At 43.6% G+C, this 25,023-nt stretch carries 14 protein-coding genes and 1 tRNA gene; 5 read left to right on the top strand and 10 right to left on the bottom strand.

From position 1 onward, the window contains the following. Positions 1-122 precede the first annotated feature (122 nt). The 3 genes from LPY66_RS11710 to LPY66_RS11720 form a co-directional block, all read right to left on the bottom strand. Positions 123-8,876, bottom strand: coding sequence for a GH36-type glycosyl hydrolase domain-containing protein (locus tag LPY66_RS11710; protein ID WP_337984512.1), 8,754 nt, complete (start codon positions 8,874-8,876; stop codon positions 123-125). Between the two features lie 228 nt (positions 8,877-9,104). Further along, positions 9,105-11,375, bottom strand: coding sequence for a DNA translocase FtsK (locus LPY66_RS11715; protein WP_337984513.1), 2,271 nt, complete (start codon positions 11,373-11,375; stop codon positions 9,105-9,107). Positions 11,376-11,423: 48 nt separating this feature from the next. Then, positions 11,424-12,266: a PHP domain-containing protein gene (locus LPY66_RS11720; protein WP_337984514.1), complete on the bottom strand. Its 843-nt coding sequence runs from the start codon at positions 12,264-12,266 to the stop codon at positions 11,424-11,426. Positions 12,267-12,468: 202 nt separating this feature from the next. Between LPY66_RS11720 and LPY66_RS11725 the strand changes: the two genes are divergently transcribed. The 3 genes from LPY66_RS11725 to LPY66_RS11735 all read left to right on the top strand — a co-directional run bounded on the left by LPY66_RS11725 (position 12,469) and on the right by LPY66_RS11735 (position 13,850). Then, a tRNA-Trp gene (locus LPY66_RS11725) sits at positions 12,469-12,542 on the top strand. A gap of 159 nt (positions 12,543-12,701) precedes the next feature. After that, positions 12,702-13,247: a DUF3231 family protein gene (locus tag LPY66_RS11730; RefSeq protein WP_337984515.1), complete on the top strand. Its 546-nt coding sequence runs from the start codon at positions 12,702-12,704 to the stop codon at positions 13,245-13,247. Between the two features lie 90 nt (positions 13,248-13,337). Beyond that, the gene (locus LPY66_RS11735; protein WP_337984516.1) at positions 13,338-13,850 is read left to right on the top strand and encodes a TQO small subunit DoxD; all 513 of its coding nucleotides are present in this window, start codon (positions 13,338-13,340) and stop codon (positions 13,848-13,850) included. A 189-nt stretch (positions 13,851-14,039) separates the two neighbouring features. On the opposite strand, the gene LPY66_RS11740 is transcribed toward LPY66_RS11735, so the two are convergent. Next, complete coding sequence (locus LPY66_RS11740) at positions 14,040-14,519, bottom strand: MGMT family protein (protein ID WP_337984517.1); 480 nt, start codon at positions 14,517-14,519, stop codon at positions 14,040-14,042. 266 nt (positions 14,520-14,785) lie between these two features. Here LPY66_RS11740 and LPY66_RS11745 point away from each other — a divergent pair, with 266 nt between their 5' ends. Together LPY66_RS11745 and LPY66_RS11750 are read left to right on the top strand one after the other, a co-directional pair. Then, on the top strand, positions 14,786-15,304 hold the full coding sequence (locus LPY66_RS11745; RefSeq protein WP_337984518.1) for a DUF6323 family protein: 519 nt from the start codon (positions 14,786-14,788) through the stop codon (positions 15,302-15,304). Further along, positions 15,297-16,682: a DUF6179 domain-containing protein gene (locus tag LPY66_RS11750; protein WP_337984519.1), complete on the top strand. Its 1,386-nt coding sequence runs from the start codon at positions 15,297-15,299 to the stop codon at positions 16,680-16,682. The genes LPY66_RS11745 and LPY66_RS11750 overlap by 8 nt, the downstream gene beginning before the upstream one ends. A 995-nt stretch (positions 16,683-17,677) precedes the next feature. Here LPY66_RS11750 and LPY66_RS11755 read toward each other — a convergent pair. The 6 genes from LPY66_RS11755 to hypE all read right to left on the bottom strand — a co-directional run bounded on the left by LPY66_RS11755 (position 17,678) and on the right by hypE (position 24,913). Beyond that, positions 17,678-17,980: a TFIIB-type zinc ribbon-containing protein gene (locus LPY66_RS11755; protein WP_337984520.1), complete on the bottom strand. Its 303-nt coding sequence runs from the start codon at positions 17,978-17,980 to the stop codon at positions 17,678-17,680. Positions 17,981-18,098: 118 nt separating this feature from the next. Then, entirely contained in the window at positions 18,099-20,012 is a 1,914-nt protein-coding gene (locus LPY66_RS11760) for a molybdopterin biosynthesis protein (RefSeq protein ID WP_337984521.1), read from the bottom strand. Between the two features lie 55 nt (positions 20,013-20,067). Further along, the gene (locus LPY66_RS11765; protein ID WP_337984522.1) at positions 20,068-21,291 is read right to left on the bottom strand and encodes a molybdopterin molybdotransferase MoeA; all 1,224 of its coding nucleotides are present in this window, start codon (positions 21,289-21,291) and stop codon (positions 20,068-20,070) included. 11 nt (positions 21,292-21,302) lie between these two features. After that, positions 21,303-21,863 (bottom strand): nitroreductase family protein, encoded by a 561-nt coding sequence (locus LPY66_RS11770; RefSeq protein WP_337984523.1) that lies wholly within the window; start codon positions 21,861-21,863, stop codon positions 21,303-21,305. 229 nt (positions 21,864-22,092) lie between these two features. Then, the gene (locus LPY66_RS11775; protein ID WP_337984524.1) at positions 22,093-23,961 is read right to left on the bottom strand and encodes an LTA synthase family protein; all 1,869 of its coding nucleotides are present in this window, start codon (positions 23,959-23,961) and stop codon (positions 22,093-22,095) included. Continuing rightward, on the bottom strand, positions 23,924-24,913 hold the full coding sequence (gene hypE / locus LPY66_RS11780) for a hydrogenase expression/formation protein HypE (protein WP_337984525.1): 990 nt from the start codon (positions 24,911-24,913) through the stop codon (positions 23,924-23,926). The genes LPY66_RS11775 and hypE overlap by 38 nt, the downstream gene beginning before the upstream one ends. Positions 24,914-25,023: the final 110 nt, after the last annotated feature.

Below are 25,023 nucleotides of genomic sequence, written 5' to 3' on the forward strand. Positions count from 1 at the left end.
TCTTTTCTTACAAAATTCGCTTCTTTGCTTTCTTTTTGATTCCTTTAAGCAAACATGATGACCCCATCATCATTTCCATAAGAACCAGGAAATTCCTGCTGGAAAAACGCATGAACCTTAATTTAATTGTAGGCAACCTCGATCCTATGGGTGTGACCGTCATCCTTCAGCTTGATTGGGAATGTGGGTAGACGATGATTATCCATCGTGATTGCACATGTTTCAGCAGGTGTAAACGCATCCCTGCTCTGATTGACCGTGATCACAATATGATAGACGGATGACTGATATTTATATTCAATGGTATATGTGTCCCAATTTAACGGAATGCAGGGATTGATAGTCATTTCATCGCCGGTAACCGCTATCCCGAGGATTCCTTCGATAGCTGTTTGATACATCCAGCCGGCCGCACCGGTATACCAGGACCAGCCTCCGCGCCCGGTATTCGGTGGGACAGCATAGACATCCGCTGCGATGACATAGGGTTCAACTTTATATTTATTGACCTCGATATTAGTTCGGGCATGGTTGATTGGATTGAGCATGCTGAACAATTCCATTGCTTTACCGCCTTCACCCAGCTTGCAATAGGCCAATACCGCCCAAATTGCCGCATGCGTGTATTGACCGCCGTTTTCTCTCACCCCCGGAATATAACCTTTGATATATCCCGGATTTCTATCAGTCTTATCAAAAGGCGGTGTGAGCAATTTCAGCAGGCCTTCTTCTTTATCCCATAAATACCTTTCCATGGCCAGCATAGCATCCACTGCGCGGTTTTTATTAGCATTTCCGGAAAGCACGGCCCATGATTGAGCAATCGTATCAATCTGGCATTCCAAAGCGGTAATCGACCCCATTGGTGTGGCGTCGTCATAGTAAGCCCGCCGGTACCATGAGCCATCCCAGGCGTTCTTCTCCATATTCTCTGTTAATGTGCTTATGACGCCGTTATATGTCTCAACCCGCACCGTATCCCCTTTCCCAGCGCAGAGAGGAATAAACCGTTTGAGTACAGATAGCAGGAACCAGCCAAGCCAAACACTTTCCCCCTTACCTTCCCTACCGACTGCGCTAAATCCGTCATTCCAGTCTCCTGTACCGATCAGGGGCAAGCCATGCAGCCCAAATTTAAGCGATTTGTCTATGGCGCGGACGCAATGCTCATAGATCGATCCCGTGTGCTCTGTTTCTTTAGGAACATTATAACGCTCGTCTTCGAATTCGCCCAAGTTCTCCTGACCCAGATAGGGTGTCTGTTCATCAAGAACACTGCTATCTCCGGTGTGCTCGATATAATCCGCCGTCACATAGGGCAGCCATAATAGATCGTCTGAAAACTTGGTCCGTATCCCTTTGCCGGTTTCCGGATGCCACCAATGTTGAACATCCCCTTCTGGAAACTGGCGTGAGCTGTGGAGGACAATTTGCTTTCGGGTCAAATCCGGTCGTATTAGAGTCAGAGCCATTGCATCCTGGAGTTGGTCTCTAAATCCAAAAGCGCCCCCTGTCTGATAGAAACCGGATCGCGCCCAGATTCTGCAAACAATCGTTTGATAGACCAGCCAGCGGTTAATCAGCAGATCAAAGGCGGGGTCAGGAGTTTTAACCTGAATCACGGATAAAACATTATCCCAGAACCGGGTCACTTCCTCGAAAGCGTGTTGGATTTGCCCAACATCGCGAAAGTCATCTTTTAGTTGACGCGCTTTTTCAAAATTACCAGCATCACCCAATAAGAAATAGACAGTTTTTTCTTCTTCCGGCTTCAAGTCCACGATTGTCTGGAGTACGGCGCACGGATCATGGTTAACGCCTGTTTTGCCGGATAACTGGCCATAGATAATACCCGCTGGATTCTTCAGGCTGTGATTAATACCTATAAACTCACTGCGGTCCGTGGTTGAAGCTTGAAGATTACCGCCAATCACACTTAAGAAAGCAACCCGTCCGGCGAATTCCTCCTGATAGCCGTTCCGGCAATAAATTGTTTCGTCTTTGAACTCGGTAAATAAATAGGCATTATTCTGTTCTTTGGAAACACCAAGGACCCACTCGAGATAATAGTAAACCGACAATCGCAGAGGCAGAGGGCTTTTATTCGTCAGCTGCAGTGCAATAATTTTTAGGTTATAGTTTAAGGGAACGAACACCGTCGTTTTCTGTTCCAGGTGATAACTGCTATGCTCAAAAATGGAATACCCTTGTCCATGCCGGACGATATAGGGCGTATTATCCCTCGCCGGCTGCGGCAGTGGCGACCAGTATTGGCCAGAGGATTCATCTTTGATATAGATCGCCTCTCCGCTGATATCCAAAAGCGGATCATTAGACCACGGCGACAATTTATATTCGCGGCTGTTTTCTGCCCACGAAAAACTTGCTCCCGCTTCGGAGATGATTGTACCAAACCGTTCGTTGGCTATGACATTGACCCAAGGTAGGGGCGGCATTTTATCCATTTCATTTAGAATGACATACTCGCGTCCATCTTGACTGAACCCGCCATAGCCATTAAAGAAGAGAAGTTCATGGTGATTGAATTTTGCGTGTGAGCCGTACACTGACTCCGGTGATTGGGTTTCCTTATTATCAAATTCGTTTTCCCTGAGGGTATTTTCTACGATGATCTGTTCATTATGGCGTACCGTTTTATGAATCTGATTATTTAAAGAACCCTTTTCACCGGTAAAGATCATGCTGGCAATCATGTGCAGCAAGGTGATGTCCTCTTTAGAAATCTGATCGCTTTTTAACAGAAAAACACCGCCCGGTTTATTAACCAATTTACGGACATGGCTGATGCTGATCTTCTCCAGGATCACTTCCTGAATCGATTGAAAATAACCGGATTTATCTTCATTGATGATCACAAGGTCGAGAAACAGGCCTTTTATTTTCCAATATTCATGGATGGTCAGAAGCTGATCTACGAGTTTGAGTTGGCTGTTATCTTGGATCTTTAGTATCACAATCGGCAGATCACCGGAGATGCCGAAGGGCCATAGGGACGACTGCCCTTTTTTATTCTGCGAAACATACCGGCTGTTCGGGTTAGGATTTCCGTACAATATCTGACCGGCTAAACTTGAAATCATATTAGCGAAATCAAAGGACATATTAAGATTGGTTAGCTCCATCAGGTTTTGTGACCAGGAAAGTTCTTTGGCCTGATTAATGACATAATTGCTTCTATACTTGTGCGCAAGGTTAATTACCGCTGCTTTATCTTCTCCATAACCAGTCAGGTAATAGACAACGACTGTTCTTCCGGGATCAACTTTAACACGTGTCCGTAAACTTAAGATGGGATCAAGGACAGCCCCTACCGAATTCGATAACGGTTGATTAAGATCCATTACTTTGGGGTCAGAGAGCGTTCGTCCTCTGCCGATAAACCGTGTCCGGTCCGTTTCAAATTCATTGACGCCGATTGTTTGTTCTTCAACATAAAGCGCATGCATCATATAAGACTCACTCTTATGAATATGGCGGGGACGCCGATAGGCAATCAGTGTATCATTTTCAAAAAGGGTCTGAACAAACAGCTTGCTGAATGTCGGATGCGCGAGATCAGCCAAGTGTTCGTCTAATGCCACTTCCACATAGCTTGTGAGCTGGATGTCCCGGGAATAGGTGCTAAGATTGGTTAGAGCAATTCGACGTATTTCAATGGAGTCGTCCGGTGGAACGAATACCTGGGTCTGGGTAATGATATTCCCGTCTTTCCTGTGATATGTGACGGTATTCGGAAAACAGGTGACTTTATATTCATCTGGCTCTGTTTCAGACGGTTTGGCGGTTACGGACCAACTGTTTCCCGAATTAAGGTTTTGAACATAGATAAAGGTCCCATACATATCCTGGGTTGGGTCTTTGCGCCAACGTGTCAGGAATAGTTTGTTGTACTGGCTGTATCCCGAACCTGACAAAGTCATCATCACCGCATATTCCCGGTTGGACATAAATATAGGCCTGGGGACGCGGGTGTTCGGATTGTAATACAGTACAGGCCTTTCGCCCAATTTCCCTGAAATAGCGCGAACTTCATTTTCGCCGATTTCCTCAATCATTGGATTAAAGGTATATTCTTTCAGCGGAACTTGTTCCTGAAGCAACAGCTCGATGGACTTGATGCGCGGCTCCCGATGAAAACGCATTTGCATTTTGTTGGCATTAATGACATTGCTCAGGGCGATAAAACTCATTCCCTGGTGATGGGACATATAACTTTTAACGATCCGCTGTTTTTCATTATAAGGAACACGGCTCCGGGTATAGTCAATCGCTTCATAAAGCCCGTATATCCCGCTGAATCCTTCCGCTTTCATCTGGCGCACATTGGACAGACTCCCTTGAAAATCAATAGGTAGAGCCATGAATGTCGCATAAGGCGATATGACCATATCTTTTGAGAGTCCTCTTTTCAAACCAAGACCAGGCACGCCAAACGCTTTATACTGATAGTTGTTTTGGATATCAAAGGAGTAAAAACCGGATTCTGAAATGCCCCAGGGAGTTTTGCTTTTCAGAGCATGCTCTTTTTGGATCTTGACTACCGACTGATACGATTCATCCATTAACGTTCCCCTGAAATTGCGGAATAGTATCGACGGCATTAAAAATTCGAACATCGTACCACTCCAGGATACCAGACAGCGTTTGCCATTAATCCGGGTCAGAGGACGTGACATCTTAAACCAATGGGCTTCCGGAACATCCCCTTTGGCTATGGCCCATAAGCTGGTTTGGCGCGCTTCGGAGGCCAGCAAATCATAATAGGATTTATCCAAGCGTTTTTCGCTGAAATTGTAACCTATGGTAAATAATTTTTTTTGTTCATCAAATAACGGTTTAAAATCCATACCATATGCTAATGCCTCAATATCCCTGCGCAATTTACTTGATCGGAGCATCAGCAGAATCGTATTCTTATACCCCTGAGCTAAGGAATTAAATAGTTCCCGTGAAATTTTCTCCTGACTTTTTTGGATCAATTGGTAATAAGCGATGATCAGATCCTTTAGGGATAATTGTCCGAGTTGCATCAGTTCCTCGGGTAACGCTGCAGGCGTTGTATTTTGATGATTATCACTCCTCTGCTGAGCATACAACTTAAGATACGGGAAATAGCGCTTCATAGCATCTTTATAGTCACTTAACGCAGAGACAAGTGCATTTGACCAGTAGTCCGTTTCCTGGTCTTGACTGTTTGTTTTTAGCACAGTCATTCCGGCATCTTCAACCGCGAGTGCATTAGGTTGTTCGTCTGTTTCCTTAAGTAGGTTTAACCAACGGGAGATAAAGGTGTAACTTGAATAAAGGTCTATCTGGTTGCCATACGCTTGACTTTTCTCCGAAGTAGACTGCTTTTTATGTTGTTCAGGCGACCATGGTTGTTCTTCTGATGCGTGTGCCAGGATATGATTAACTTCCTGAATAAAATCCTCTATGTGTGATAGTCTTTGGTTAAGATTCTTTTCTAAACTGCTATGCTTGCTTATTTTCTTTTGTTCCAATTCACGGCAGGTAATGGCTGTATCCCGGAGACCTTCCCAGAGTGTCAGCCCGAATAACGGTTTATTATTTATCTCCAGCAATCCGTTTTTAAGCGCGATCATGTAGCCCGCCATATTTCCGCTGTCGACTGTGGAAATATAAATTGGGTACAGCGGCTCCAGGGTTTCCGTATTATACCAGTTATAGATATGCCCGTTCCACTTCGGCAAGCTCTTGATAGTGTGGACACTGGCGTTTAGTTTTTGGAGCATGCGATGTTTAGAGATGTAGCCTAGATCCTCCGCTGCCAGATTCGCTAACAGCGCCAACCCAATATTTGTAGGAGAAGTTCTGTTAGCCACACCTTTGTCCGGCTCGATCTGTATATTGTCCGGTGGCAGATAATGATTGACTTCATTAACTAAGTTATCAAAATATGCCCAGGTTTGGCGTGCAAATAAACGAAGCTCCTGCCGCTCTTCTTCGGTAATATGCGCAATATTTTCCGAATACGGTACACTCATACGATAGGCAATCCAAGGCGAAAGCAGCCAGGAAGCGATGAACGCCGTCAGAATCAAATGGGATGCTAATATCCCAAAGAAATACCCGCTAACGAAGAAGGCGGCAATAAGGAGTCCAGGCAGCATTTTAAGGTAGAAATGCCGAGGACTCAGCTTCGAGTGTTGTTCGGAATCAGCGGCTGTTTCCCACTCGAGAAGCTTGCGTTTGGTGACGGTTTGGCGGGTTAAACTCCGAATAATCGCATCGACTTGCATATAAGCCTGATAAGGCAAAACGGCTGCACTAAAGAGGATCTGACCCATACCAAGCTTCAGCTCATGTTTGAATATACGCAACGTGAGACTGCCGTCTATTATCCTGCTGAACAGGTTGACAATCAGCGGCAGCCACAGGCTGAATAGGAATAAGACAATGAAAGGAATCATATAACGAAATAATGCCGTAAAGGCCAAAAAAAGAATGGCGATTTGAAAAGGAGCCTCCAGACTCCTTCTGAGGTTATCTGCAATTTTCCATTTCGATACCGCCGAAAACGCAGGGTCAAACAAATAGCGCGCAATTTGCCAATCCCCTCTGATCCAACGATGTGTGCGTTTCGCATGGGCGAGGTATTTTGAAGGGTAACCGTCAAAAAGCTCAATATCTGTGGCCAGTGCTGTCCGGGCATGCAGCCCTTCAATCAGGTCATGGCTTAATATCCTGTTATCAGGAAATGTATCCTTCGTTTTTGTATGAAAGACCTGGAGATCATAAATACCTTTGCCGGTAAAAATACCTTCTCCGAACAAATCTTGGTAAATATCCGAAATCGCACAGGTATACGGATCGACCCCGGCCGCTCCGGTAAATATTTTCGAGAAAGGAGAGGCAAAAGCGCCGGCTGCAGTTAAACTGATCCGCGGCTGAATGATCCCATATCCGTATAAGATCTTATTCTTGGCGCCAAGCTTTGCTTTATTCATTGGATGCGTAATTGTTCCCACTAATTTATGCGCAGCGTCCCTTGGCAGTATCGTATCTGCGTCAAGCGTGATCACATAGCGTGTGCCCTGAAGGACTTGAGGGTTTCCGGAGATCACCGTATAACTCGTCGCGCCGTCATTCAATAAGTATTTATTGAATTCAATCAGTTTCCCTCGTTTGCGTTCCCATCCCATCCAAATCTGGTCGCGATCATTCCATTGACGTTCGCGATGAAAGTAAAAAAAACGTTCCTCACCATACCGTTGATTGAGTTTTTTTACCCCGTTGATGCCGGCTGTAACAATGGCATTGTCTGAAGGTGTTACGGCTGCGTAGGCATCGGTAAAATCCCCAAGGAGGACATAATAGATATTTTTATCCTGATTGCTCAGATAGCATACCTCTAAATGCGCCAGTTGTTCCTTAACTTTGACTGGGTCACTAAAGATGGCAGGTACGGCCACGATGGTCTTACATTCCTTGGGTATACCCTGATCCATATAGAGTTTCGGGAGGAAAGCCGGTGTCATCATCCGGCAAAACAATCGATTGACCAAGTAAACAGCCATCCCATTGATTAGAATCAGAGAACCAATAAGCCCCAAAATGCCTGCAGCGACAGTGATGCCTGTATTCGGATTGTTGCCCACGGAAGCGCTGAGCCAAGCGGTAAATAAGAGAAATGGGGCTAGTGTAAATAGGCCGATCATACCCAGGTAGGAAAGCGTCGGCTTTAATTTTAGATAACAATAAACCCCATGACAGGATTTCTTTACTCTTCCCCAGTCAAGCGCAAGTTCTTGTTCCAACATGACTTTGCCAACACCAAATAGATAAAATCCGACATGATTACACGGCTCGATCTTCCCTTCCGACGCCATTTTCTCCAATGTTTTGGCAACGATGATTTCTGACACTTTATATTTTCTGGCTATTGTCTCGATTTCATGGCGGTACCGATCCCGGGAATCAAAATCCATTTTATTGAATATATTGGCTGGATCTCTTTGCAATGCTTGCTGGACAAGGCTGACATTCTCGAAAAAAGCTGACCAGTTTTCTGAATTAACCTGTTTGATCGTGGTGATGGTGTTCCCCATAGATGCCCCTTGGGCTGTCAAATAATGATGTTCCGAGTTAACCGCTTTTTCCACAGTCATGTTTTGCCTGCTGGCCAGATTATCCAGCCAGTTTAACAGTATTTTGGCATCGGAACCGAAATCCCTGAGCTTTCGGGCGATTCGTTCCATATAAACGGTAGAAACAGACCGCTCAGGATCAAATTCGATGTCGGCTGGAGTTGTTTCATTCCCGGCAAATATGGATTCCAGCCAACGATCCGCCTTCGTTCTTTCATCTTGGATATAGACGATTCGTTCGACATGGTGAAATATCTTATCCAATAAGAGAACCTTGAGCATAATTGGGATAGCCCAGATTTCTGCCGATGATAAAGGAGCTTCATCTTGATAAGCGTCAATACATCTTTTAAGATATTCAAAATTCAATTCATGTGGGCTTTGTTTGATAAATTCTTCGACAATCAGGTAAACCCGTGGGTGGGTATTAAAGTCGCTGCCTTTTAGGTAAAACAGTTTGGATTCATATTGTTTGGATATGTCTTTGATCAACGCGGTGATCAAGTCACTGATAATATAATAGTTGTCAAGATACCACTCGGCCGCGGGGATGACATCTTCCGTTTTATAATAGTATTCATTGATTTTTATATACGATTCCCGGATAAAGGCGCACTGTCTGCGGAGCGCAGGCATTAAACTCTGGCCTTTATGGGTGAGGCCCAACCAGTTATGAAATTGAGCAAGTTCTGTAAAATTCGTATTGACATCTTTCTGTGCTGTATTTATGTTCTTCTGATCTATCATATTTCAACCCCAAAAGCAAATTTTTCTTTAACATTATGTCCATTTCTGTTAGCAAAATTCGTTTTTAGGATAATATAGACAAAATAAGGAAATAAAGTACAGAATTCTACTATGAATATCCATATGACAAGAGCACAGAAAAAGACCTCCGTCTGAATTGAAAGGACTAATTTCTTATTCCTTCCAAACAACGGAGGTCAGATTATCTTTTCTTTTGGTTAAAAATCTTCAGGAAATATAAGCAATAAAATCATCGATAGACATTAAGATATCGCGTGGTTTATTGCCGTCGCTGCTGCTGACGACACCGGCTTCCTCCAGCATATCCATCAGTCGTGCTGCCCGGGAATAACCCACTTTCATCCGACGCTGCAAGTACGATGTCGAAGCAATCCCGGTGCTGATCACCAGTTCGCCTGCTTCAACAAAGCGCTCGTCAAAATCTTCACTGTTTTTCTCCGCCGCGGCAGTCTCACTTTCCAGGGCATCTTCAGGAATGGTTCCCGATGTTCCCTGACGGCGCCAATGTTCGATCACTCTCTTGGTTTCATGTTCATCGATAAAACAGCCATGGACGCGCTGCGGTTTATTCAAACCGATGGGAGAATAGAGCATATCCCCTTTACCTAATAGTTTTTCAGCGCCGCCTGTATCGAGGATTGTGCGTGAGTCGATCTGGGAAGATACCGCAAAGGATATCCGGCTGGGTATATTGGCTTTGATCAGACCCGTAATGACATTGACCGAAGGGCGCTGCGTGGCGATAACGAGATGAATACCGGCAGCTCGCGCCATTTGGGCTATACGGCAGATAGCTTCTTCAATTTCGTTGGCAGCAACCATCATCAGGTCAGCCAGCTCGTCAATGATAACGACGATAAACGGCAAAGGCGTATCCATCATCCGGTTATAGTGGTCTATATCACGGACGCCGTTCGCTGCGAACAGCTCATAGCGGTCTTCCATTTCTCGAACAATATACTTCAGATATTTCGATGCTTTTTTTGAATCCGTGACAACGGGTGTCAGCAAATGTGGAATACCGTTATAGAGGTTTAACTCGACCATTTTCGGATCAACGAGCAGGAGCTTGACGTCATCCGGTGTATAAAAAAAGAGGAGCGAATTGAGCAGGCAATTGATAAAGATACTTTTTCCGGAACCGGTAGCTCCGGCGACAAGTAAATGTGGCATTTTGCGTAATTCGCCAACCATCGGCTGTCCGGCAATGTCTTTGCCTAAGGCAATATTTAATTTGCCGGTGGTATCGTCAAACAGATCAGAGCCGATAACATCCCTAAAAAAAACGGTACTGGCGTTTTGTCGGGGTACCTCAACGCCGACGGCCGCTTTACCCGGTATTGGGGCTTCGATACGAATATCCCGCGATGCCATGGCTAAGGCGATGTCGTCCGATAAATTGACGATCCTGCTGATTTTTGTTCCGGGAGCCGGTGAGAGCTCATACCGGGTTATTAACGGACCGACACTGGTATTGATTACCTTGGCGTTTACTCCAAACGTACTTAAAATATCCTCCAAATGGTGAGGATTGGTCTTTTCGTTATCGATAGCTGCTTTTTCACGGTTTTTTAATAAATCGATGTGTGGCAGTATCCAAGAATTCGCGCTTTCACGCGGGATAGCACCATTATCTATGCGATTATTTTGGGGCTCATCTGTCGCCTTCTGTTTAGCCGGAATGTGATCTTGGCCAAATCGTGCTGCTTGATACTTCTGATAGTTTTCCAATCGTGCTTTCTCGTAGTCCTCTTTATATTGCACCGTTGTCCGCTGAGTAGCAACGTCTAGGCGATAGCTCTGATCCGGTTTCACCGTCGTTAGCGCAGTGCTTGCGCCCCTACAATCTTTGGGATTAGCTTCACTTGTTCGGCCGCCGTCTTTAAAGTATTCTTTAAATCCTTGTATACTCACCGTATTTTCGGATAAGTAAAAGCTCTTCTTCCCTTCGCCAAAGTAAGTAGAAAAGTTTGTCCCTAAATGCTCTAACTGGGAATCGCCTGAAGATATTCGATCATAATCAAAGACAGACAATTCTTGGTTAAAATAGGATGAAAAGCTGTCATCGAGCTGCAGGTTTTTGCGCTCAGTATGGCTAACTGGCTTTTGCAGTCTTTCTTTTTGTATTTTTGATCGCAACATTTCCTCTCGCTTAGCGACGCGTTCTTTTTTCATCGCCGGAGATTTTTTTCTACGGATACCCTGATCATCGTCGACATCATCGTCATCATCGTCATCATCGTCGTCCAGCAGCTCCGTTTCGTATTTTCGAGTTTTGGAGAAGTGCCAGCAAATGAAGGTAAAAATTAAACAGATGGCAGGGATAATTAAGGAATACACACCAAATAACTCTTTAAAAAAGCTGAAGAATGTCACTGAGTGGCTTTCCAGATCAAAATAACCAAGGATACTGATCACAAACATAGCCAAGTATAATAGCGATAATATTTTTAATATTATTTTGCCGAACAGCCTCAACCAAAATCACTCCTTATCTTTTTGTATCACATGGGTGTATCCGGGTCATTACTCATCTATTTCCAGGTATTCTTTCAGTGTTTGTATACACGTATCGGGTACCAAGACATCGCCGATCCCGATATGGCTAAAGAACCCATGATAATCGCTGCCGCCAGTTGACATATAGCCATACCGTTGAGCCAGCTTTTCGTAGAAGGCAACTTTCTCATCCCTATCATGCCAATATCCATAATAAACTTCGATCCCAATGGGTCTATAGTCCAAAAGGTCTTTGATCACGGTTTGGTCTACTATCAGTCCCGGATGTGCAAGCACAGGAAATCCACCGGTTTTGTAAATAAAATCGACAGCCTCCGGAAATGGATTCCCTTCATAAGGAACATAGGCCATCCCGCCAGGTTTAAGCCATAAAGCCAAGTCCTCCCAATTCACCCGGTTATTGTATGTGTCATTATTCCATAGTGCATAAAAAATATGCGATTTGCTGACGACCCCATTCAAGCTGGCACTTTCTTCGATTGCACGCCAGGTGACGTTTAAACCCATCGTGTTCAGCTTTTCTACCATGTGTCTGGTTATAGCCGTACGTTCATTACGCAGGGTATTCAATTTATCTTGCAGTCGATTATTTTCGATATCTTTATAATAACCGAGTAAGTGAATTTCCTGATCTTTATAGTAAGTACTCAATTCAAATCCGGGGATAATTTTTAAGCCTGTATCTTTGGCAAGAATTTGTGCTTTTTCTACCCCGGCTGTTGTCTCGTGATCTGTGATTGCGAGAATATCCAATCCCTTTTCTAAAGATATCCGGATAGTTTCTTCCACCCCGAGACTCCCGTCTGATTCATTTGTGTGCACATGGAGATCTGCTTTCAATGATGGCATATTCCTCTCGCCAATATTTGCTCTCAATGTATTTTATTCTTTTTTTTAATCAAAAATCCTTCAAAAAATAACAAACAGTTTTATCCTTTGCCGTTTTTGCTCGTGTTTTGGATTTTGGATATTGATTTGGAAAATAATTTCGTTGACACTTGCCTGGAATTTCGATATAATTGCATTCGTCGTCAACTTAACATTATTATACAGGGGATTAGTTTAATGGTAGAACAGTGGTCTCCAAAACCATCGGTGTGGGTTCGACTCCTACATCCCCTGCCACAAAAGCACAGTAAATAAGCCATAATGTAAGGCTTATTTTTTTATTTCATGTTAGTTATATCTCTCTATATTATCATTAACTTAAATAATGAAACGTAGAATAATATTTTCTATGTGGCAGAAAATAAAATATAAATTAGCATGCGGAGGTAAATGCATATGTCAATTTTAGATAAAGTGAATGCGAAAAGCCGCTCCATTGTTCAAAACTTTACGGATCAAGAAACTGCGAATTATATTGAAGCCGGTTTATTATATCAGATTGTCGTTGCAGGGCGTTTTCATACCGCTGTAATGAATGTCTTGTATAATCATGCAGAGAATGACGAGCTCAAAACGTTAATTAAAGAAGCGATCGATCACTTGGTTGAGAAAACGCAGAAATACAGCGAGGATTTCCTCATGACCAATAAGGCCGCACTGCCAAACACGCAATTTACCGAGCGCCCGTTGGATCGGGTGGATGATATACCACACTCCGCTCATTTCAGAGATATGGAAATCGCTATGATTATTCAGGAAATGCATGGGGCGTCTCAAATGGCCTTATTAGCGGCCATCAGCCAATCCTATCACTTAGATACCGCTGCCCGGTTACGAAAAGAGCTAAATATGGGCTTTGATTGGGCTTATCGTCTTCAACAATTGATGCTTAGCCAGAATTGGCTTCCGGAAATAGCGAAAGTGAATCAAGTTGTTCATTAATTAAATGCTTCAAAATTAGGCAATGAATACATTTTTTGATTAGCATAAAAAGAATCCGTCATCCCATACTAGTTTTAAAGGGGGGTTATTATGAGTTGGAGAGAATCGCGATTAATGCAGGTTATCTGGACTGTTATCCGCGTTTATGTCGGTTGGGAGTGGCTGAGTGCGGGTATCAGCAAAACCTTTGGCGCGAGCTCTGCGGCATGGGTTGGTCCCAAGGCAGGCGCAGCCGTAAGCGGATTTTTGCAGGGAGCACTTGCTAAAACCGGCGGGCAGCATCCGGATGTACAATGGTGGTATGCCGCTTTTATCAACAACGTTGCACTCCCCAATGCTAAAATCTTTGGTTATGTTATCGCATGGGGAGAAGTTTTAGTTGGCATATCCTTAATCCTTGGTGCATTGACAACAATTGGTTTATTAGCCGCTGTCCTTATGAATATGGCCTACATGCTTGCGGGAACAGTCAGTACAAACCCAATCCTTTTATTCTGGGAAGCAGTTTTGCTTTGGGCTGGCGCAGCCGCCTATTATTGGGGCGTGGATCGCGTATTATTACCGCAGTGGAAGAAACGCCGTTTGAAGCAAGGAATTGCTTAACACACGTAGTTAGTTATCCAAAGAGAATAAAGAGAAAGGCACAATTTTCGGATCGTGCCTTTCTCTTTATTCTCTGACCTGAAAATAGACTTTATATTGATTCTTTGATGGTGCCGTGCGCATGGGGGTCAACTATATTATTTATAATATCTATTAAATTTCTACAACAGTTTCATAAAAATAAATTGATTATTCCAATTCTTGTAACGCTTTTTCATAGTTTAAAACATACTGTTTTTTTCCTTTGTTAATAATCGTATGTCCCTCACGCTCCAACAAATATTTATGATTATCTAATCCTCCCGGGTATTTTTCGTTTAATTCACCGTCTTTTTTAAGTGTCCGCCAATAAGGAGTCGGATTGCTATCGTCTCCGGCAGCTTTTCTTTCTTCTGAAGCATTGGCGACAATATTGATAAAAATACCGGCGGTCAACTGACAGGTAAAATCGGCCTGATGCTTTTTTGCTAAATAGGATCGGATAATTTCTGATGTCATTAATTTTCCGGGTTGGATTTTATTCATAATGTGATCATAGTCGAGCGGTGCAGCTATGAGCATATATCCACTGCCAAAACGTTTTGCCATCTTCTCATCATATCCGATAAATTCGATTCGCGGTAGATTTTTAACATTATGGAGCTTTTCATTATAGGTTTTCTTGGCCATGATGGTTGTTCCCCCTCGTCGTGATTATATAGATTCATGCACAAATACCATTGACGTCAAAAGCAATCAATGGTATATTTAAGTTTAGACACATATTTATACTAAATATAAACATCTTTCCAACTAATACTATATCACATTATTTTGCAAATGTCAACCCCGTTCTTTTAACTGCTCAAACTCATTTTCCAACGATGAAGATACACTATCTTTAAGCAAGTATACCCTGTTTTATAGAGTGAAGCGATTATAAGGAAGGTATTGAAATGAAGGAAATCATATTGTTCCCTCCTGCCACCATAAGTAAAGCCGCCTTGGAAGAAGTCATTCACTGCAATGAAATCACCCTGCGTTATGGATTGGAATTATCCTGTGAAGAAGCCCTTGATCTTATCGAAACACGCAGCCGATCGCTTCTTAGCTATGGGAGGATCGAATTTGCCGGTGGCGTGATCAATAAGATCATTCTGGCGTTCTGTAACTCACCTTACCTATCACATCATAATTATGCTGAAACACTTAACGACCTGCTCGAGACTTTTTACTATTATAAAAACGAGACTTTGGATGAAATCAGTGACGATGAACTTATCACATTAATGAAAGACTACTTTGATCACCAATGCCAGGGATCCATTGCGTTGCTGCAAAATCGCGAATTGGAATTACTAGCTCGTAATGTCCGTTACGGCGTGGCAGATTACACCAAGGTAACAGATGGCAGCAAGAATGATTGGATGTCGTATTATTTTGATGAGTATTATCAGGAGGATAAAAATGACTGACCTGCAAAAACACTATACACTCTCTGGAGATAATTTGAATGAGGCTGCTTATCTTCAGTCGATTCTCGAAGAAGCCTATCGGCTAAAACGTCTCTCTGAAGCAGAATTATTGGACATACAGGGACAAAGTATCCGAATCTTAACTCAGCAGATGGAAAGATATACCCGGGGCGAAAGCAGTTCGGTAAAAATCGAAACAGCCCAGCAATTAATGGCATCTGTTTTATATACCGTTGATTTTTATTTAAAAACATTGCCGGATCCTGATCTTTGCCTGAAGACCCTTCTGAGTCGGCCTTTACAGGGTATTTTTCTTGAAGGCAATGCATTGATTCGGTCCCAAGTGGTTCATACCCATGAATTATTTGACGCAATGAAGAAGACGCGTCTCAACACACTTAACTGTGCGTATAACAATACGCTGGATGTCGCGCTTCCCTGCTTTTTCTCATCCTACGATCCGGAGTTTGCAGCACATGAAATTCCTGCCTTAATTGATTATCCCATATCCTATGATGATCCGAAAAAAACAGGTATTGAATATATTCTGGATTACATCCTAACCTTAACGCATGAAAATCTTTTCTGCCAGTGTTTTTCTGCAGAGGATATTCATGGGTTACTCTATGGCTACGCTGTTGATTATCCGGATCTGCTTATTAATATCTTTGAACAGGTGCTTATCAATGCGTTGGGAGTAGTTATGCTCAATAATCCGACTGGAGATCTTCGTATCACCGCAACCGATCGAATAACCCTAAAAAACAAATTCTACGGTTTACCCAAGGAAAAGCTGTTGGATGCTTTAAAAGAAGCCAGTGCTCAGCTTTGCAGAGGTTTAAAAATCGTTGAGATGGAATCTGGCCAGGAAGTCCACCGCTATATTGACCGAGTTCTGCCTCAGATAGCTATTCGCATGGAAGACGCGCTCAAACTGGACCACCTGGACACCTTTTTTGTTGACTTGCAGTATGAAAATAAAGAGCGTTGGCTAACTTTTGTCGATGGTACACGTCTGCCCAACAGGAATTTCCGCATTCTAATTGAAAAAATTAGAAATTGCGGCTCGTTGGCTGATAAACTGAGTCTTATCAAAAAGTCTATTCATAGTATCCGAGATCTTGTTGATATTCTTGAAAGCGGTTACTTGCTTGACAATGAATATATTGACGTTTTTCAATCGCTTGGCGACACTGAGCTTGCCGTGTTAATCAAGAAACTACCAATAAAGGATCCTGCCCTGTTGTGGGAACCTTCCGGAATTCGAACCGACGAGTTACGGGAATGGCAATGTTCCCTTTATGATTTTTGCCTCAAGCTCCCTGCTGCAAAATCGGATACTATCATTCAATTAGCTCAGAATTTAGTGTTAAGGTGACATTTAAGTCTCAAAAAAGGAATAGAAGCGCAATTTGATATTTTGCAGCATGAACCCGAGTTTTAGTTGTATAATTGTAGTATTCAAATAATAGTTTAAAAATGAGGGAATGAACTATGTGTTGGTCGTGTAATGCCTATTGCGGTAATTGTAAGCCACCAAAGGAAAAACCGCGTATGTGTACGCAATGTAAAGCTGTCAATTTTGATTTAGAGGCAACACAGTGTAGAAAATGCGGTACTGAGCTTCCCCCGAGAATTCTGCCTAAGACGGTTTTTTGCCTTTATTGCGGACTCATGTGTGCTAACCCCTGCAAAAAAGCAGAGAAAGCCCCCTTGGATGGCGTTTGTGTACCCTGTAAATTAAGAACACCTCCCAAGGATGAAGCCTCTGAAAATAATCAATAAAAAATAAAGTCACTTATATTTTCTGATATACTAATAGAAAGACAGAGCCCCAAAGCTCTGTCTTTCCTCATAAATCACTATTTTTATGTATCGCGGCATAGAAAAGAGCACGCAATGATCTACCTTGCACCACCATAGATCGTTTATTACCTAACTATAATCTTTCGACTATAACCAAGCAGGTCGCCACCTATGATAATGGTTTGTTCAACCATGCAAGATATCTTAACAGCTACCTGCAACCTCACGGCTGTAAATAACCATCAAGGTTATACCATTTTGTAAATCCATACAAAGGGATATAAACTATGCGACACCCAGCATGATCTTAGCTCGACCTTTAACGATAGGTTGGAACCCTATAACAATCAGTCCAGCCGACTGCCATAAAGCTTTTCCCAACCGTTAAAAATCTTCCCTCCGACTGCATACAAGCCTTTTGACCTGTATACAATCTTTGGCCGACCCGGCTATACCTCCGAAAGAAGCACAACCGAATCTTGACTCAACCATTACGTACCCTTTACGTTCTTATTATTTGTATCTTAGCTAATAATATTCAGGCAATAAATACCTGATCAGTGCCGATCAGTCGTCGCCAAATTCGAATAATTCGCTGAGAAACGACTTCTTTTTATGCTTGGGATAACCGCCGTAATAACTATTATGGTGGACATCACGATGATCATACTGCTTATCATACGGTTTATCGTTATAGGCGGGCTGTTTAAAATTTGGTTCGTGGAAACTGTCGTCTGTTTTTGATCTTTCAATAATCTTATCCAGCTCACCGCGATCCAGCCAAATACCGCGACACTGTGGACAGTAATCGATTTCAATTCCCTGTCTCTCTGTCATTTGCAGATTGACATGACAAATTGGGCAATCCATGTGAACACCTCCAAAAACTTATAGAAGATAATCGATATTATTCTTCGCTCGTATTGAGTCTGATTATAATATCGTCTCCTGAGAGTTTATTGAAAATCGCGTAAAGTCTCTATTACATTTATTCGATGATTTGTATTGTACCCGGCGCTTCCACAATGTATCCGCCAATCTGTTCCAGTCGTGAGAAAAATTCATTTGATTTTAAAATGTTCAAAAAGGCTTGAACATTTTCCGATTCCATGGTGCGAGCCGGCATGATGAAATCATACTGTTCTTGACACACTGGAATAAAATCAAGACCGTAGATCCTGGCAGCCGAATAAATACCCATCCCGGCATCCGCACTTCCTGATGCGACTAAAGCAGCTACGGACATATGCGTGTATTCTTCCCGGTCATAGCCGTAAATATCTTTAAATGAAAGATGGTTCAGCTTGAGAAGGTAGTCCAACAGAATGCGTGTTCCGGAGCCTTTTTGGCGATTAACATAGCGGATACCTTCCCTGGTCAGGTCTTCAAGGCCGTTGATCATTTTGGGATTGCCTTGGGCGATCATCAGCCCCTGAACTCTTTTTACACAGCTGATCAGACTTATTTTTTCTTCGCCAAGGTATTTCTTTATATAGCTCAGGTTGTAACCGCCGGTTTCCTCATCGAGTAGATGGATAGCTGCAAGATGCGCTTCGCCCCGCTTAATGGCCATGATACCGCCCATACTGCCGACATGAGCCGAGGATATATAACGACCTCTGGAATGCTTGTTCATCAAATCACTGGCGACATCGATCAAGGGATCATGGCTGCCGATGATAACCAAGGTACGATTAATATCACGTTCTTGTTTTAGCAGCTCGACGACCACTTCTTGGCCAGCTTCATAACCCTCACAATTTAAAGGAATCTCCAGGATCGCATCGGCTTTGACCAATGACGTTACAACACCGGCACCCCGGTTAAGCGCTGTGGCAATCAATTTTCCATCGACATTGCCAAGTTTCATTCTGACAAATTCCTGATACTTTAAAGAAGATACGACTTTTTTGGATAGGATCGCCTTCGTTTGCACATTATCCCGAAGTCCGGAATGCAGAAGTATTTCCAATAATCGTTTAACAAATTTCTCCATAACAATCATACCGGAAACCGGATATCCCGGTACGCCGATGACCGGACGTTCATTGACGACACCGAGTATTGCCGGTTTACCCGGTTTAATCGCGATACCATGAATAATCACTGAACCCATCTCACGGATAACCTGCGTAGAAAAATCCTCTCGTCCGGCCGATGAACCGGCATTAAGAATAACGAGGTCACATTCGTCAGCCGCCTTTTTTACAGCGCTCTTAATCAAATCAAATTTGTCCGGAACGATGTCGTATACTTTGGGGACAGCTCCCCATTGCTGCAGCATGGCCGAAAATATGGATGAATTAAATTCAATGATCTCCCCACTTTTCGGATTGCTAATCGGGCTGACGATTTCATCGCCGGTCGGAATCAACCCGACAACTGGTTTTTTCCATACCTTAACCTTCATAACGCCGCCGGCGAGCATGGCACCGATAGCTGCAGGCTCAATTCGGATATTTGACGGAATAATCATTTCCGAAGCACAAATATCCTCCCCGATTTGGCGAATATTTTGCCACGGAGAAGCTGCGCTTAAAAGCTGCGCCTGGCCGTTGCCAAGCTGGATAACCTCTTCAACCATCACCACCGCATCGTATGGATCCGGAATAGGGTCTCCGGTATCGACGACCTGGTAATCGATCCCTTCCGTCAGTATGACAGGGGTGGTATCCGTGGCCCCAAACGTACTTTTAGCTAACAGGGCGATGCCATCCATCGCACTGGCATTATAATGCGGAGATGATATATTGGCATAAACAGCTTCTGACGTGATACGACCAAAACTGTCCTTTACAGCGATTTCTTCGGTTTCTTGATTTTTATTTAATGACGCAATAACTTCGAGGTAACGTTGGAGTGCTTCATTCAATTCCATATTATTCAAATATTCATAGCTCATATAACGACCCGTTCCCCCTCTGCTCATCCTTATGGTTTCCGCTATTTGCTAGTACTTAAGAAAGAATAACATCCACCTGGATGCCTTTATCCAACCCTTCACAGCCCCTGCCAATATGCACGTAACCGTCGGCTGCTGTGAGCATGGTTATCAGTCCCGATTTTCCGAAGACCGGATAAGCAACGTATTTGCCGTCAATTTCTTCTAGCTTTACAGGAAGATATTCTTCTCTGCCGTTATTTGATGGATAATTTCTAGCCATTTCAACTCTTACAACGGTTTTCGGTATATTATTCATGCATGTAAGCACCTTTAGGAGATGATGAACAAAAATATTAAATATGGTATAAGCCGAAGCAGGATGTCCGGGCAAACCAAAGATGGCTTTACCGTTAATTTTACCCAAAATAGTCGGTTTCCCCGGCTTCACGGCGATGCCATGGACAAGTATTCCTGGCGCTCCGAGCGCGTTAATAACCTTATAGGATTGATCCCGAGTACCGACTGAACTGCCGCCGGAAATCAAAATAACGTCCGATTGGTGCAGCGCCTTCTCCACGGTCGCTTTGATATCATCGTAATTATCCTTGACGATCCCATATAGCGTTGGTACCGCTCCAAACTTAAGCAGTCCGGCATAGAGCGCATATGAATTCGTATCACGCATCTGTGATCCCTGAGGTTTTTCTGAAATAGCTATAATTTCGTCACCGGTGGAGATGACACCGACGCGGACTTTTTGTTTCACTGAAATGGTTTCATAGCCCATGGCTGCCATAGCACCAATATCTTGTGGTCGAAGGACTGTTCCTGCTTTGATGACCGTATCGCCTATTTTTACGTCATCCCCTTTAAAAATGACGTTATTGCCAGGAGCTGACGATTTGTTGATGTAGATAAAACCATCCTGATAGTCTTCCGTGTATTCAATCATGATCACGGAATCGGCATTGGCTGGAAGCTCGCCTCCCGTGGGAACATAAACAGCTTGTCCGGGTTGAAGAATGACCGTGGGCTTTTCTCCCATCCGAATTTCACCTGCTAACTGGAGCTGAGCAGGCAGAGATTCCGATGCACCAAAAGTATCTGAGGATATGACCGCATAACCATCAACAGAAGACCGGTTAAAACCCGGAATTTCTTCATGGGCTAAGACGTCGGCACAAAGTATTCTCCCCAGGGCATCGGTGAGTGCAACTGTTTCATTCTCCAAAGGATAACCGATGAAATTGTTGTTAATGATTTGGATCACGTCATTGACACTCTTTACATCAAACATATCTTTCCCTCTTAAACCTCGTCTGTTCTCAAGTCTTTCTGTATTACACCGTATTCATTCCAAAATACGCGATTATAAGTAAGCTCCTTCTCTGTCTTGCCAATTTTTTGTTCAGCAGGGTAGCCAATGCCGATCATGCATTCCACTTTCATGTTCTTAGGAATTTTTAATAGACTGCTCACGTAGTCTTCGGTCGTTATGCTCTCGTTATGGCTGCGGTTTCTTACCTGGACCCAACATGAACCCAGACCCAGTGATTCGGCTGTCAGCTGAATGAATGTCGCGGCAATCGCGGCGTCTTCTGTCCAGGTATCACTCAGGCAGCTGTCTCCCAAAATGACAATAACCAGTGGGGCGCCATTCAGGAAAGATGAGCCATGTTCACGGGCTTGGGCTAATTTATTCAAAAGTCCGGAATCATTAACGACGATAAATCGCTGCGGATCAATCCCTCTGCCAGACGGTGCTAATAACGCAGCCGTCATTAGCTTTTGAATTTTCTCTATTTCAACCGGTACCTGCTGATATTTACGGATACTTCTGCGTTGATATAAGATCTCTTCTATCGCCATTTTTTCACTCCTCCAGAAAGTCACTGCTTTAAACCCCATCCGTACACATCGTGATAGTCACTCTTTTATAATTGCACCATATTTACTCTCACTAATAGGCTAGCATAATATACTGAAAACAACAACCGAAACAACATAAACTATAGCATTGTCGCTTAAAAACAGCCTTAACAATGCCTAAACAATCTATTCTAGTGTGCAAAGACGATGAGCTAAATTGGACGAGACACTACTTCAGCGCATACTGATTGCCAAATAACAAATCATATTCCAATAGCCAATAATCCCTATCATATGTTTCATACTGTGTCGGCAGTTCAGCAACCGGGTTCCCTTGTTTATCCACCGTCACTTTCGTGCTGAGAACAGTTAAATCAGAATATATATCCTGCGTAAAATCAAAGACGATATTTCCTTTCAACTGCAATTGCTCTAAGAGGTAAGCACTTAGAAAAAAGGGACTGATCAGGCCGATATCCTGAGTAATTGCCGTCGTTTGATAATTAGACCAGAGCACAAGCGGCACTGATTTCATCTTGATGGTGTCCTCTTCGGTCCACTGATTTTCAGCAGACGTAATGTATCCCGTTTCGCGATAGACCTGATATTCTTTACCCAAATACGGTAAATGGTCTCCAAAAAACATCAGAATCGTCGGTTTCTTCGACTTTTCCAGATAAGAGGTTAAATACGCAAGGGCTTTATCCGCATCGCGCACACCATGGGTATAGGTCTCAAGAATCTGTTCGCTGTTCGTGGATATATCACCGGTTACGCTGATCGGATTATGCGTATAGCGCGCCGCAGGATAGGGGCCATGGTTTTGCATCGTCAGTGCAAAGATGAATTGCGGCCCTTCTGCTTGGCTCAATTGCGCAATGATTTTTCTACTGACATCCATATCCCCGATATATTCCCCTGTTTTTTGGGCATTAGGAAAGTCATTAATGTTGTAAAAATGGTTAAAGCCCAATAAGGGATAAACGGTATCCCGATCATAGAACCAATCGTGATAGGGATGGATTGCCGTCGTTGTATAACCATAGCTTTTTAACAGATGAGGCAGCGCCGGAAGCGGATTGACAACATATTGCTGATAAGCGATCGATCCCTGAGGCAAATATTTAGTTGACAATCCCGTTAAGAGTTCAAATTCCACGTTAGCTGTACTGCCGCCGTAAACCGGAGAAAGAATCGCGCCGCTAGGGTACTGGTCTGATATCGAATGGAAATAAGGCAGCGGATCTCCGGAAAACGTAACACCAGGCAGAACGGTCGGATCCCAAAAGGACTCATTCAATACAATAATAATATCCGGTTTTACAGCGGGCGGTTCTTCCGCCCCAGCGTCAGATTTGGACTTACTGACAATACGATGGATGGCGCTCTCACTGTATCCGATTGGCGGGACCACAAGCGCATTTTCTACATTCATGATAAAGCCCAGCAACAACCCGTTCTGTAAGCTATTTTCAGACTGAACCCAATAGATATTTTCTATATTTGCCGCCTTGAAGAGGGTCTGGACAGGTGTATGACGATAAAAAACGAGGATAGGAATTAACACGATGGAAATAAAAAATAGTATAAGCCGGGGCTGCCACCCCAGGCGGTGCCTGGGGATAAAGAATACTCCGGCAATGATCACGATGACGATCAATAAAGCAAGGAGTATAAGGACAGTCCCAATTTCCCCGGTGATTTTCGGCAATAAATTATAGACCTGGTCAACACGTCCAAAATCCCAGGGGAAAAGCGGGTCACCCAAAAATTGTTTTTTAACATGATTGGTAATGGCAAAAACAATAAGTAAAACAGAGGATATGACCACCGCCCGCAATGTTCCTGTCAGAAAAAGAAAAAAAGAATTGAGCAACAGAATGGCGCAATAATTGATGATAAAAAGCGTGAAATAGGAAATGATCCATAGAAATGCATCTGAAATACTTTCTCTTTGGATCACTTCGATGGTCATCAACTGAAGCAGCGACATGGCTGCTATCCACAATAAAAATCCTCTGATGGTGATTTTTTTGTTGCGTAAGTTATTGTTGATGCGATTAACAAATCCGTGGAAGGCCTTCCCCATATAAGACATCGATAATTCGTTTTCCTCCCAGCCTTGTTTTTATGGTTACGAGCGGTTTTGCGTTGTCGGCAACTTTGCCGATAATCTGTGCATGTACACCGAGCGGATGCTGGTGAAGAATATCAAGCGCCATATCGGCATGTTCCGGGGCAATGATACACAAAAATTTGCCTTCATTCGCCATATATAACGGATCAAGCCCTAAAATATCGCAAAAAGATTTGACTTCAGGATCGACCGGAATCTGCGTTTCCTCAATCTCGATCCCATGACTTCCCGACTCCGCGATTTCATTCAGAACTGTTCCCAGGCCGCCGCGGGTAATATCCCGCATGACACGGATAGCAATCCCGTTGTCGATGAGGCCGCGGACCATTGGGCCCAGATCAGCACAGTCGCTGTGGATGGAATTATTGATTTCCATTCGTTGTGAAAGAATGCAAGCGTGATGGTTGCCCAGATTGCCGTTAATAATGACAATGTCGCCTTGCCGTATGTTTTCTGAACCAAAGAATCGCCCGGTTTTTCGGTAGCCTAGACCAGCTGTATTGATATAGAGACCGCCATTCCCCTGGACAACTTTTGTGTCGCCGGCAACGATCTTAATACCGGCCTCACGCGCTGTCTTGCTCAGTGAACCAACAATCCGGTCCAAGAGGTCAATATCGAGTCCTTCTTCAAGGATAAATCCGGCCGTCAGATACTGCGGTTCCGCCCCGCTCATCCATAGGTCGTTTACGGTTCCGCAGACAGCCAATTTCCCGATGTCTCCGCCGGGAAATTCCAACGGTGTTACCACAAAAGAGTCCGTCGTCATCGCCAATGGGTAATGTGCCACCGGCAGTGCCGCTGCATCTTCCATCTTATCCAGATAGTCGTTGGCCAGGTATTTTTGAAAAATATCCTTAATTAGTTCACGCGTTGCGTTGCCGCCGCTGCCATGCGCCATTACAATTTTCATCTATCCACCCGCTTTAATTTATTTTATCCAAAATAGTTTGAATTACCCGCATTGACACCCTTGCTTCTTTTCCGGTAAATGACCATATCAAGACTTACTTGACTAAAACT

It is taken from the genome of Dehalobacter sp. DCM, assembly GCF_024972775.1.
Taxonomy (GTDB): domain Bacteria; phylum Bacillota; class Desulfitobacteriia; order Desulfitobacteriales; family Syntrophobotulaceae; genus Dehalobacter.